At 71.1% G+C, this 12,874-nt stretch carries 8 protein-coding genes; 7 read left to right on the top strand and 1 reads right to left on the bottom strand.

Annotated elements, in window-relative coordinates; translation table 11 throughout:
* Positions 1–244 precede the first annotated feature (244 nt).
* Positions 245–1,258, bottom strand: coding sequence for a LacI family DNA-binding transcriptional regulator (locus ACH4S8_RS24540; protein ID WP_398397452.1), 1,014 nt, complete (start codon positions 1,256–1,258; stop codon positions 245–247).
* 300 nt (positions 1,259–1,558) lie between these two features.
* Here ACH4S8_RS24540 and ACH4S8_RS24535 point away from each other — a divergent pair, with 300 nt between their 5' ends.
* From ACH4S8_RS24535 to ACH4S8_RS24505, 7 genes are all read left to right on the top strand, one after another.
* On the top strand, positions 1,559–3,490 hold the full coding sequence (locus tag ACH4S8_RS24535; RefSeq protein ID WP_398397450.1) for an acyl-CoA dehydrogenase family protein: 1,932 nt from the start codon (positions 1,559–1,561) through the stop codon (positions 3,488–3,490).
* Between the two features lie 160 nt (positions 3,491–3,650).
* Positions 3,651–6,413: a preprotein translocase subunit SecA gene (gene secA / locus ACH4S8_RS24530; RefSeq protein WP_398397447.1), complete on the top strand. Its 2,763-nt coding sequence runs from the start codon at positions 3,651–3,653 to the stop codon at positions 6,411–6,413.
* Between the two features lie 192 nt (positions 6,414–6,605).
* The gene (gene dxr, locus ACH4S8_RS24525) at positions 6,606–7,862 is read left to right on the top strand and encodes a 1-deoxy-D-xylulose-5-phosphate reductoisomerase (protein ID WP_398397445.1); all 1,257 of its coding nucleotides are present in this window, start codon (positions 6,606–6,608) and stop codon (positions 7,860–7,862) included.
* Complete coding sequence (locus ACH4S8_RS24520; protein ID WP_398397443.1) at positions 7,859–9,163, top strand: M50 family metallopeptidase; 1,305 nt, start codon at positions 7,859–7,861, stop codon at positions 9,161–9,163. The genes dxr and ACH4S8_RS24520 overlap by 4 nt, the downstream gene beginning before the upstream one ends.
* Before the next feature lie 194 nt (positions 9,164–9,357).
* Positions 9,358–10,515, top strand: coding sequence for a flavodoxin-dependent (E)-4-hydroxy-3-methylbut-2-enyl-diphosphate synthase (gene ispG, locus ACH4S8_RS24515; RefSeq protein ID WP_361682992.1), 1,158 nt, complete (start codon positions 9,358–9,360; stop codon positions 10,513–10,515).
* Between the two features lie 499 nt (positions 10,516–11,014).
* Entirely contained in the window at positions 11,015–11,776 is a 762-nt protein-coding gene (locus ACH4S8_RS24510; protein WP_398397440.1) for an SDR family oxidoreductase, read from the top strand.
* 216 nt (positions 11,777–11,992) lie between these two features.
* The gene (locus ACH4S8_RS24505; protein ID WP_398397438.1) at positions 11,993–12,841 is read left to right on the top strand and encodes a GNAT family N-acetyltransferase; all 849 of its coding nucleotides are present in this window, start codon (positions 11,993–11,995) and stop codon (positions 12,839–12,841) included.
* Positions 12,842–12,874: the final 33 nt, after the last annotated feature.

Here is a 12,874-nt window from a genome sequence, read left to right as displayed (position 1 = left end):
CGAAGGCGCGGCCGGTCCCTCGCGGGGCCGGCCGCCCCCGGCCGGAGCACGCGACGGGCCCCGCCCGTCACGGGCGGCCGTGCCCCGTCCCGCAGGAACAGGGGGATCCGGTCCGGCGGAGCGTCCACCGCCACGGCCGCGCCTCCCCCGTACGGCACCCCGGTCCACGCGTCCGCCCGGCGCCCGCCCACCGGGAGACACGCCGTTCGGGCCGTCGCGCCCGCGCCCTCGGGAGGAGGCCGGATCAGAGCGCGGCCGGCGCCGGCCCCGTGCTCGCCCGAACCGTCAACTCCGGTGCGATCAGTACGACTTCGTCCTCACCGCGCCCTTCGAGCTTGGCGATCAGATGCTCGACGGCATGGCGGCCCATGTCCTGCGCGGGGATGGCGACCGACGTCAGCCGGACCGAGGCCTGGGTGGCGACCTGGTCCGGGCAGATCGCGATCACCGAGACGTCCTCGGGCACGGCACGGCCCTTGTGGCGCAGCAGGGCGAGCAGCGGTTCGACCGCCGACTCGTTCTGCACGACGAAACCCGTGGTGCCGGGGCGCTCGTCGAGGATGCGGGCGAGCGTGAGGGCCATCGCGTCGTAGCCGCCCTCGCAGGGCCGGTGCAGCACCCGCAGCCCCAGTTCCCGCGAGCGGGAACGGAGCCCGTCGAGCGTCCGCTCGGCGAAGCCGGTGTGCCGTTCGTAGACGGCGGGCGCCTCGCCGATGACAGCGATGTCACGGTGGCCGAGCAGCGCCAGATGCTCGGCGCACAGTGCACCCGTCGCCCCGAAGTCGAGGTCGACGCAGGTCAGGCCGGTGGTGTCGGCGGGCAGACCGATGAGCACGAACGGCTGGTCCGTCGCGCGCAGCAGCGGCAGCCGCTCGTCGTCGAGTTCGACGTCCATCAGGATCATCGCGTCGGCGAGCCCGCTGCCGGTCACCCGGCGCACCGCGTCGGGCCCCTCCTCGCCGGTGAGCAGCAGGACGTCGTACCCGTGGGTCCGGGCGCTGGTGGACACCGCGATGGCGATCTCCATCATCACGGGTACGTACATGTCGGTGCGCAGCGGAACCATCAGCGCGATGATGTTGGACCGGCTGCTCGCCAGGGCGCGGGCGCCCGCGTTCGGGTGGTAGCCGAGTTCCTGGATGCTCCGCTCGACCCGCTGCCGGGTGCTCACGGAGATGGACCGCTTGCCGCTGAGGACATAGCTCACCGTGCTCGCCGAGACTCCGGCGTGCTGGGCGACCTCGGCGAGGGTGACCATCCAGCTCTCCCAGCTTTGTGAAGCGCTTCGACAGTGCGCGCGGTACCGATCGGGGCGAATGAGGGTGGCTCGACACTAGCTCGGTGAAGGAATCGTGTCCATAGCCTGTCGAAGCGCTTCGACAACGACTGTGCGGACCGGGCTTCCGGCGCGACACCGGCGGCCGGTCCGCGAGGAGCCCATTGGGCCGAACGCTGCACGAGGACTGGTGGGGACATCCGGAATCAGGTAAATACGATCGAGTAGAACCGGTCGGTAACGGACTGTCCCAAGATCCCTATTCGCGGCGAGGTGAGCCTCATGTCCGCAACACCCCACCAGCCCACAGTCACCGAACGCGAGGCCCGGCAGGTCGCCGAGGCCGCGCGTGAACAGGGCTGGCAGAAGCCCAGCTTCGCCAAGGAACTCTTCCTCGGCCGCTTCCGGCTCGACCTCATCCACCCGCACCCGCTCCCGGCCGACGAGGACACCCTGCGCGGCGAGGAGTTCCTGGCCAAACTGCGGGACTTCTGCGAGACGAAGATCGACTCCGCCCGGATCGAGCGCGAGGCGCGGATCCCCGACGAGACGATCACCGGGCTCAAGGAGCTCGGCGCCCTCGGCATGAAGATCGACACCAAGTACGGCGGCCTCGGCCTCACCCAGGTGTACTACAACAAGGCCCTGGCCCTGGTCGGCTCCGTGAACCCGGCGCTCGGCGCGCTGCTCTCCGCCCATCAGTCGATCGGCGTACCGCAGCCGCTGAAACTCTTCGGCACCCAGGAGCAGCGGGACACCTTCCTGCCGCGCTGCGCCCGCACCGACATCTCCGCCTTCCTGCTGACCGAACCGGACGTCGGCTCCGACCCGGCACGGCTCGCCACGACCGCCGTCCGGGAGGGTGACGACTACATCCTCGACGGGGTGAAACTCTGGACGACCAACGGCGTCGTCGCGGACCTCCTCGTCGTCATGGCGCGCGTCCCGAAGTCCGAGGACGGCAAGGGCGGCATCACGGCCTTCGTGGTGGAAGCCGCCTCGGAGGGCGTCACCGTCGAGAACCGCAACGCCTTCATGGGCCTGCGCGGCCTGGAGAACGGCGTCACCCGCTTCCACCGGGTACGGGTGCCCGCCGCCAACCGCATCGGGCCCGAGGGCGCGGGCCTGAAGATCGCCCTCACCACCCTCAACACCGGACGCCTCTCGCTGCCCGCCATGTGCGCGGGCGCGGGCAAGTGGTGCCTGAAGATCGCCCGCGAATGGACGTCGGTGCGTGAGCAGTGGGGCAAGCCTGTCGCCTTCCACGAGGCCGTCGGCGCCAAGATCTCCTTCATCGCCGCCACCACCTTCGCCCTCGAGGCCGTCCTCGACCTGTCGTCGCAGATGGCCGACGAGAACCGCAACGACATCCGCATCGAGGCCGCCCTCGCCAAGCTGTACGGCTCCGAGATGGCCTGTCTGATGGCCGACGAGCTGGTCCAGATCCGCGGCGGCCGCGGCTTCGAGACGGCCGCCTCGCTGGCGGCCCGCGGCGAGCGCGCGGTCCCCGCCGAGCAGGTCCTGCGCGACCTGCGCATCAACCGCATCTTCGAGGGCTCCACCGAGATCATGCACCTGCTGATCGCCCGGGAGGCCGTCGACGCCCACCTCTCGGTGGCCGGCGACCTCATCGACCCCGACAAGTCCCTGTCGGAGAAGGCGAAGGCGGGCGCGAACGCCGGTGTCTTCTACGCCAAGTGGCTGCCGAAACTGGTCGTCGGAGCGGGCCGGCTCCCGCGCTCGTACAACGAGTTCCACCACGATGTGGACCTCTCCACCCATCTGCGCTACGTCGAGCGCAGCTCCCGCAAGCTCGCCCGGTCCACCTTCTACGCGATGTCGCGCTGGCAGGGCCGCATGGAGACCAAGCAGGGCTTCCTGGGCCGGATCGTCGACATCGGAGCCGAACTCTTCGCCATGAGCGCCGCCTGTGTACGGGCCGAACTCCTGCGCACCCAGGGGGACCACGGACGCGAGGCCTACCAGCTCGCCGACGCCTTCTGCCGCCAGTCCCGCATCCGCGTCGAGGAACTCTTCGGACGCCTGTGGGCCAACACCGACGACATCGACCGCAAGGTCGTCAAGGGCGTCCTGTCCGGCACCTACACCTGGCTGGAGGAAGGCGTCCTCGACCCCTCGGGCGACGGCCCCTGGATCGCCGACGCCACCCCCGGCGCGAGCACCCGGGAGAACGTCCACCGGCCCATTCGCTGACGATTCCCCCGGGGTGCGCACCCGCCCCGTCCGCCGCCCCGCTGCTTGCCGCGCCGAAGCAGGGCGCCGACAATGAACGAAGGCGGCGGACGGGGACCTCCACCACGACGCCCCGGAGGTCCTCCCCGCACCGGCCGTGCCGGACTGCGAGGGACTTCCCATGTCAGGTAAAGGGTTCGAGGCCATCACCGGCAGGATCATGCGGGCGGGCGAGGGCCGCATGCTGCGCCGCCTCGAACACCTCGCCGCCCAGGTCGGCTCCCTGGACGAGGAGTTCAGGGCCCTGACCGACACGGAACTCCAGGAGCTCACACCGGAGTTCAAGGCGCGTCTCGCCGCCGGCGAGAGCCTGGACGACCTGCTGCCGGAAGCCTTCGCCGCGATGCGCGAGGCGTCCCGCCGCGTCCTCGGCATGCGCCACTTCGACGTACAGATCATGGGCGGCGCGGCCCTGCACCTCGGCCACATCGCCGAGATGCAGACCGGGGAGGGCAAGACACTCGTCGGCACCCTGCCGGTCTATCTCAACGCCCTCGCCGGCGAGGGCGTTCACCTCGTCACCGTCAACGACTACCTGGCCGGCCGGGACGCCGAGTGGATGGGACGCGCGTACCGTTTCCTCGGACTGACCGTCGGCGTCCTCAGGGCGGACTCGACCCCCGCCGAACGCCGGGCCCAGTACGCCTGCGACATCACCTACGGCACCAACACCGAGTTCGGCTTCGACTACCTGCGCGACAACATGGCCTGGTCCCAGGACGAACTCGTGCAGCGCGGGCACCACTTCGCGATCGTCGACGAGGCCGACTCGATCCTCATCGACGAGGCGCGCACCCCGCTGATCATCTCCGGCCCGGCCGACCAGCCGACGCACTGGTACGAGGCCTTCGCCGCGTTCGCCGGGCACATGGACGGCGTACGAGTCCAGGAGGAGCAGTTCATCAGCCCGGCCGACAAGGAACGCCTCGCCGTGCTGCGGACCGGGCACGACTACGAGTACGACCCGAAGAAACGCACCGTGTCGATCCTGGACCCCGGTGTCGAGTACCTCCAGGACCAGCTCGGCATCGACAGCCTCTACGAGTCCGACCACACCCCGCTGATCGGACACCTCAACAACGCCCTCAAGGCCAAGGAACACTTCAAGCGGGACAAGGACTACGTCGTCGTGGACGGCGAGGTGCTGATCGTCGACGAGCACACCGGCCGCATCCTCGCCGGCCGGCGCTACAACGAGGGACTGCACCAGGCCATCGAGGCCAAGGAGGGCGTCACGATCAAGGACGAGAACCAGACGCTCGCCACGATCACCCTGCAGAACTTCTTCCGCCTCTACGGCAAGCTCGCCGGCATGACCGGCACCGCCATGACCGAGGCGGCCGAGTTCCACACGATCTACCAGCTGCACGTCGTCCCGATCCCCACCAACCGGCCCATGGTCCGGTGCGACGACCCCGACCAGATCTACCGCACCGAGCAGGCGAAGTACGCCGCGATCCTCGCCGACATCGAGGAGAGGCACCGGCTCGGCCAGCCGGTCCTGGTCGGCACCACCTCCGTGGAGAAGTCCGAGGTGCTCTCCGCGCTGCTGCGCCGCCGGGGCATCCGGCACGAGGTCCTCAACGCCAAGAACCACCGGCGCGAGGCCCAGATCGTCGCCCAGGCCGGACGCCGGGGCGCCGTCACCGTCGCCACCAACATGGCGGGCCGCGGCACCGACATCATGCTCGGCGGCAACCCGGAGGCGATGGCGCTCGCCGAGGCGGGCGAGGACGCGGACCCGGGGGAGCGGACCAGGGTCCTCGACCGGGTCGCCTCCGCGGCCGCCGCCGAGCACGACGAGGTCACGTCCCTCGGCGGACTGTACGTCCTCGGCACGGAGCGTCACGAGTCGCGGCGCATCGACAACCAGCTGCGCGGCCGCTCCGGCAGGCAGGGCGATCCCGGCGCCTCCCGCTTCTACCTGTCCCTGGAGGACGACCTGATGCGGCTGTTCCGGGCCAACGTCGTCGACCGCGTGATGTCCATGGCGAACGTCCCCGACGACGTCCCCATCGAGAACAAGATGGTCACCCGCGCCATCGCCTCCGCCCAGGCGCAGCTGGAGCAGCAGCACTTCGAGTCGCGCAAGGACGTCCTGAAGTTCGACGAGGTCCTCAACCGGCAGCGCACGCTCATCTACGCCGAGCGGCGCCGCGTCCTGGCCGGCGAGGACCTGAGCGAACAGATCCGTCACTTCATGGAGGACACCGTCCGGGCGTACATCGAGCGCGAGACGGGCGAGGGCTTCGGCGAGGAATGGGACCTGGAGCGGCTGTGGGGCGCGCTCCGGCAGCTCTACCCCGTGGGGATCACGATCGAGGAGCTGGAGGACCGCCACGGCGGCCGCGGCGACCTCACCACCGAACGGATCGTCGAGGCCGTCACCGACGACATCCGCGCCCGCTACGCCGAACGCGAGACGCGCCTCGGCTCCGCGGCCCTGCGCGACCTGGAGCGCCTCGTCGTCCTGTCCGTCCTCGACCGCAAGTGGCGCGAGCACCTCTACGAGATGGACTACCTGCGCGAAGGCATCGGGCTGCGCTGGACGCTCGGCCGCGAGCCGATCATCGAGTACGAACGCGAGGGCTACGACATGTACGGGGCCATGACCGACGCCATCAAGGAGGAGTCCGTCGGCTACGTCTTCAACCTCGACACCGCCGCCCCGGCCCCCCGGGTCCTGGAACGCCCCGACCGCGCCGACGGCCTCCTGTTCACCGCGCCGACGCTCGACACGGCCGACGGCGTGGTCGAAGGCGCGTTCGCCCCCGCGCCGCCGCCCGGGACCGCGCCGGCGGCTTCCGGACCTCCCGGCGGACCGTCCGCGCGCGGCCGCCGCCGGCCGTCGAAACCCGCGTCCCGGCGCCGCCGCAAGCGCTGACCTGCGGATCAGTAGCGCGGCCGGTCACGGCACCACCCGCGCGGGCGGGCAGCACCCACCGCGACCCGTACGGGACGCCCGCTCCCCGCCGAGGCCCCTCGATACGCCCGGGCGTCACCGGCCACGGCGGGAGACGGCGGGAATGAGGGACGCCCTGTCTTCCGGCGGACGCGATGCGGCCACAATGGGGGGATGAGCGACAGTCCAGCCCCCCTCGCCGACCCGCATCTCGTCTTCGACCCCGTGGACGGAGTCCGGGATGTCGTGATCCTCGGATCCACCGGCTCGATCGGCACCCAGGCCATCGACCTCGTGCTGCGCAATCCCGACCGGTTCCGGGTCACCGCGCTGTCCGCCGCCGGCGGCAGGGTCGACCTGCTCGCCGAGCAGGCCCACAGGCTGCGGGTACGGACCGTCGCCGTGGCGCGCGAGGACGCCGTCCCCGCGCTCAGGGAGGCCCTCGCGGCCCGCTACGCACCCGGTGAGACCCTTCCCGGCATACTCGCCGGACCCGACGCGGCCACCCAGGTCGCCGCCTCCGACTGCCACACCGTCCTCAACGGCATCACCGGTTCCATCGGCCTCGCGCCCACCCTCGCCGCGCTGGAGGCGGGCCGCACCCTCGCGCTCGCCAACAAGGAGTCGCTCATCGTCGGCGGCCCGCTGGTGAAGGCGCTGGCCGAGCCGGGCCAGATCATCCCGGTCGACTCCGAGCACGCGGCCCTCTTCCAGGCGCTGGCCTCCGGCACCCGCGCGGACGTGCGCAAGCTGGTCGTGACCGCCTCCGGGGGCCCGTTCCGCGGCCGTACGAAGGCGGAGCTGGCGGACGTGAAGCCGGCCGACGCCCTCGCGCACCCCACCTGGGCCATGGGCCCGGTCATCACCGTCAACTCCGCGACCCTGGTCAACAAGGGACTGGAGGTCATCGAGGCGCACCTCCTCTACGACATTCCCTTCGACCGCATTGAGGTGGTCGTGCACCCGCAGTCGTATGTCCACTCGATGGTGGAATTCACGGACGGTTCGACGATGGCCCAGGCGACGCCCCCCGACATGCGGGGGCCCATCGCCATCGGTATCGGCTGGCCCGAGCGCGTCCCGGACGCGGCGCCCGCCTTCGACTGGACGAAGGCGTCGAGCTGGGAGTTCTTCCCGCTCGACGACGACGCCTTCCCGTCGGTGGGACTCGCCCGGCACGTGGGGCAGCTCGCGGGTACGGCCCCGGCGGTGTTCAATGCCGCCAACGAGGAGTGCGTGGACGCGTTCCTGAACGGCACACTGCCGTTCAACGGGATCATGGAGACCGTCACCCGGGTCGTCGAGGAACACGGCACACCGCGCACGGGAACTTCCCTGACCCTCGCGGACGTCCTCGAAGCGGAGACCTGGGCGCGTGCCCGGGCCCGTGAACTGACGGCACAGACGACAACCGCGGAGGCTCGTGCATGACGACCCTGATGATGATCCTCGGCATAGTCGTCTTCGTGCTCGGGTTGCTGATCTCGATCGCGTGGCACGAGCTGGGACATCTTTCGACGGCCAAGCTCTTCGGCATCCGGGTGCCGCAGTACATGGTGGGCTTCGGCCCGACCATCTGGTCGCGCAAGAAGGGCGACACCGAGTACGGCATCAAGGCCGTTCCGCTCGGCGGCTACATCCGCATGATCGGCATGTTCCCGCCCGGCCCGGACGGCCGGATCGAGGCCCGCTCGACGTCCCCCTTCCGGGGCATGATCGAGGACGCCCGGTCGGCCGCCTTCGAGGAACTGCAGCCCGGGGACGAGACCCGCCTCTTCTACACGCGCAAGCCGTGGAAGCGCGTGATCGTGATGTTCGCCGGTCCCTTCATGAACCTCGTGCTCGCCGTCGCGATCTTCCTCGGCGTGATGATGACGTTCGGCGTCCAGACCCAGACCACCACGGTCGGCAAGGTCTCCGACTGCGTCATCCAGCAGAGCGAGAACCGCACGAAGTGCGCCCGGGACGACCAGGCGGCACCCGCCAGGGCCGCCGGCCTCAAGGGCGGCGACAAGATCGTCGCGTTCGACGGCAAGGCGGTCGGTGACTGGTCGGCGCTCCAGGACGACATCCGTGCCAACCCCGGCAAGGACGTCACGATCACCGTCGAGCGCAAGGGACGGCAGCTCGACCTGAAGGCCCACCTGATCAAGAACCAGGTGAGCAAGACCGACGGCAACGGCGGCTATGTCGAGGGCAAGTACGTGTACGCCGGCTTCCTCGGCTTCACGCCCGCCTCCGGCATCGTCCAGCAGTCCTTCGGCCAGTCCGTGACCCGCATGGGCGACATGATGCAGAACGGCGTCGAGTCCCTGGTGTCGCTGCCCGGCAAGGTCCCCGACCTGTGGAACGCGGCCTTCGGCGACGCCCCGCGCAAGGCCGACTCCCCGATGGGCGTGGTGGGCGCGGCCCGTATCGGCGGCGATGTCTTCACCTTGGACATCCCCGCGTCGCAGCAGGTCGCGATGATGCTCCTGCTGGTCGCCGGGTTCAACCTCTCCCTGTTCCTGTTCAACATGCTCCCGCTGCTCCCGCTCGACGGCGGGCACATCGCCGGGGCCCTGTGGGAGTCGCTGCGGCGCCACACGGCGAGGGTGTTCCGACGCCCCGACCCGGGCCCGTTCGACGTGGCGAAGCTGATGCCGGTGGCCTACGTGGTGGCGGGAATCTTCGTCTGCTTCACGGTCCTCGTCCTGATCGCGGACGTGGTCAATCCCGTGAAGATCTCATAGTCGTACAACTGACCGTACGGCTGGTCGTACGACGTTGACGGTGGCCGGGCACCCTGGGTGTCCGGCCATCTTCCATCGAGTGGGTTTGAACGCCCGGGGCGTGATGTGCCCGATGGTGCGCCCGTACCATAATCTCGAACCCCGGAGCCCACGATTTCCGGGACCTTGATCCACAACTTGGGGTTGCACAGCAGATGACTGCGATTTCTCTCGGCATGCCGTCCGTTCCGACCAAGCTGGCCGAGCGCCGCAAGACCCGGCAGATCCAGGTCGGGACCGTCGCCGTGGGCGGAGACGCACCCGTCTCGGTGCAGTCGATGACGACCACGCGTACGTCGGACATCGGCGCCACGCTCCAGCAGATCGCCGAGCTGACCGCGTCCGGCTGCCAGATCGTGCGCGTCGCCTGCCCCACCCAGGACGACGCCGACGCGCTCGCCACGATCGCCAGGAAGTCCCAGATCCCCGTCATCGCGGACATCCACTTCCAGCCGAAGTACGTCTTCGCCGCGATCGAGGCCGGCTGCGCGGCCGTGCGCGTCAACCCCGGCAACATCAAGCAGTTCGACGACCAGGTCAAGGAGATCGCGCGGGCCGCGAAGGACACCGGCACCCCGATCCGGATCGGCGTCAACGCGGGCTCGCTCGACAAGCGGCTGCTCCAGAAGTACGGCAAGGCGACGCCCGAGGCGCTCGTCGAGTCCGCCCTGTGGGAGGCCTCCCTCTTCGAGGAGCACGACTTCCGGGACATCAAGATCTCGGTCAAGCACAACGACCCGGTCGTCATGGTGAACGCCTACCGCCAGCTGGCCGCCGCCTGCGACTACCCGCTGCACCTCGGCGTCACCGAGGCCGGCCCCGCCTTCCAGGGCACCATCAAGTCGGCCGTCGCCTTCGGCGCCCTGCTCTCCGAGGGCATCGGCGACACCATCCGCGTCTCCCTGTCGGCCCCGCCGGTCGAGGAGGTCAAGGTCGGCCTGCAGATCCTCCAGTCGCTGAACCTGCGCCAGCGCGGCCTGGAGATCGTCTCCTGCCCGTCCTGCGGCCGCGCCCAGGTCGACGTCTACAAGCTGGCCGAGGAAGTCACCGCCGGCCTCACCGGCATGGAGGTCCCGCTGCGCGTCGCCGTCATGGGCTGCGTCGTCAACGGTCCCGGCGAGGCCCGCGAGGCCGACCTCGGTGTCGCCTCCGGCAACGGCAAGGGGCAGATCTTCGTCAAGGGCGAGGTCATCAAGACCGTCCCCGAGTCGAAGATCGTCGAGACCCTGATCGAAGAGGCGATGAAGCTCGCCGAGCAGATGGAGGCCGACGGAGTCGCCTCCGGCGAGCCGTCGGTGTCCGTGGCGGGCTGACGCCCCCAGCGGCTCTGTACGAGGCCCCCGGGCCCCAGGCATCCCCCGAACCCCGCGATCCGGCACCGGACCGACGGGGATCCCCGGGAGAGCACGGGAACCCGGGGGCCTCGCGCCGTTCCGGCGCCCCTTCGACGCCCCCGCGCCTCGACGTTCTCCGCGCCTCCGCGCCTCCGCGCCTCCGCGCCGCGGTGTCCCGGCGGCGTCCTCCGTGTCCTGGGGCCCAGCGTCCTTCGCTTCCTGGGGCCCGTGTCCAGGGCCCCGCATCCCGGCCCCGTGCCGAAGGCGGGTTCCACCCCCGTGCCCCCGGGCGCGGGGGTGCGCCGACAGGCGCGCGCCGGGTTCGTGGGCGACGATGGGGCGGGGCGCCGGACGAGACGGACCGACGCTGTTTTCCGCAGGCACGGGCGAGGGGCAGCGCGCAGCGGCCCCTCTCACGCGACCGGACGACCGCACGGCCGGACGGCACGGCCGGACCGTACGGCCGGGGAGGCACACCATGACCGCTGACCGAGAAGTGCGGGGAACGCCTCGCGGGCCGGGCATCGCCGACCAGACGGTCGTCGTGATCGGGGCGAGCGCGGGCATCGGACGGGAGACGGCCCGGCAGGTGCGCGCCGGCGGCGGGCGTCTGGTGCTGGTCGGCCGGAACCCGGAACGCCTGGAGGAGGCGGCGCTCGAACTCCAGCCGGTCGGTACCGCGGCGTTCGACGCGAGCGACACCGTCCGCCTGGCGGAGTTCTTCGAGGACCTGCCGGGCCCGGTCGACCACATCCTGCTCACCGCGGGGAGCCCGGCCTACCAGCCCCTGGACGGGATGGACGTGGACGACGCGAGCCGGGCGTTCGCCCAGCGTCTGTCCATGACCCTCGGCGTCGCCCTCGGCAGCCGTGACAAGGTGCGGGCCGGAGGCACCCTGATCTTCATCGGCGGCACCGGCGGCCGCCGGCCCGGTCCCGGCATGTCGATCGTGACCGCCATGACCGCGGCCCTGCCCGCCCTCACCGCCAACCTGGCCCTCGAACTCGCGCCGATCCGGGCGAACCTCATCGCCCCCGGATTCGTCGACACCCCCCTGTCCGCCTCGCTCCTCGGCGACCGGCTCGAAGAACGCCGGGAGGAACTGCGCCGGACGCTCCCCATCCGCCGGGTCGTGGGCCCCGAGGACGTCGCCGCCCTCGCCGTCCACATCATGGTCAACGAAGCGCTCACCGGGGCGACCTTCGACGTGGACGGCGGCCAGCAGCTCGTGGCCCGCTGACCGCGCACCCCGGCGGGGCGGACGGTTCACCGGGCGCCCGCCCGGCCGCCCCGCGCCCCGCTTCCCCCGCCTTGCCCGGCCCGGCTCTGCCCGGCCGGCCGGAGCCGGATCGCGCGGTCCGGGGAGGGACCGTTCCGCCGGTACGAGGGGCGGCGGGGCACAACCACGCCAGGTACAGTGCGGAGACCAGCAGATCCCAGGGTGAGGCCCCCGTACGTGTTGACCCAGACCACCACCAGGGTCCTCGAACCGAGTGACCTGGACGCCGCGCTCGCCGTCCTCGGCCGCGAGCCGGTGGCGAACGCCTTCGTCACCTCCCGAGTACAGGTCGCCGGGCTCGACCCGTGGCGGCTCGGCGGCGAGATGTGGGGCTGGTACGAGGACGGCATGCTGCAGTCCCTCTGCTACGCGGGCGCCAACCTCGTCCCGATCTGCGCCACCCAGCGCGCCGTACGCGGATTCGCCGACCGGGCCCGCAGGAGCGGCCGCCGCTGCTCCTCGATCGTCGGGCCCGCCGAAGCCACCGCCCAGCTGTGGCGGCTGCTCGAACCGAGCTGGGGGCCGGCCCGCGAGATCCGCGCCCACCAGCCGCTGATGGTGACCGACCGGCTGCCCGCCGGCATCACCCCGGATCCCTACGTCCGCCGCATGCGCAAGGACGAGATGGAAACGATCATGCCGGCCTGCGTCGCCATGTTCACCGAGGAGGTCGGCGTCTCCCCGCTGGCCGGCGACGGCGGCCTGCTCTACCAGGCCCGGGTGGCGGAACTCGTCGGCTCCGGCCGCTCCTTCGCCCGCCTCGACCGGGACGGCAAGGTCGTCTTCAAGGCGGAGATCGGCGCAGCGACCGCCGAGGCCTGCCAGATCCAGGGGGTGTGGGTGGCTCCCGAGTACCGCGGCCGGGGGCTCGCGGCCCCCGGCATGGCGGCCGTGCTGCGCTACGCCCTCGCCGATGTCGCCCCGGTCGTCAGCCTCTACGTCAACGACTTCAACACGGCGGCGCGGGCGACGTACCGCCGCGTCGGTTTCCAGGAGGCCGGCGCGTTCATGAGTGTCCTGTTCTGACGTCCGGCACGGGCCCGTCGGGACCTCACGCGT

Source organism: Streptomyces sp. NPDC021080 (assembly GCF_044333225.1).
Lineage (GTDB): Bacteria > Actinomycetota > Actinomycetes > Streptomycetales > Streptomycetaceae > Streptomyces.
This window is presented reverse-complemented; position numbering and strand designations above follow the sequence as displayed.

Excerpts from the sequence above, each read along its gene's own strand:
- secA (WP_398397447.1), top strand. The coding sequence starts at position 3,651 with ATGTCAGGTAAAGGGTTCGAGGCCATCACCGGCAGGATCATGCGGGCG.
- ACH4S8_RS24520 (WP_398397443.1), top strand. The coding sequence starts at position 7,859 with ATGACGACCCTGATGATGATCCTCGGCATAGTCGTCTTCGTGCTCGGG.
- dxr (WP_398397445.1), top strand. The coding sequence starts at position 6,606 with ATGAGCGACAGTCCAGCCCCCCTCGCCGACCCGCATCTCGTCTTCGAC.
- ispG (WP_361682992.1), top strand. The coding sequence starts at position 9,358 with ATGACTGCGATTTCTCTCGGCATGCCGTCCGTTCCGACCAAGCTGGCC.
- ACH4S8_RS24510 (WP_398397440.1), top strand. The coding sequence starts at position 11,015 with ATGACCGCTGACCGAGAAGTGCGGGGAACGCCTCGCGGGCCGGGCATC.
- ACH4S8_RS24540 (WP_398397452.1), bottom strand. The coding sequence starts at position 1,258 with ATGGTCACCCTCGCCGAGGTCGCCCAGCACGCCGGAGTCTCGGCGAGC.
- ACH4S8_RS24535 (WP_398397450.1), top strand. The coding sequence starts at position 1,559 with ATGTCCGCAACACCCCACCAGCCCACAGTCACCGAACGCGAGGCCCGG.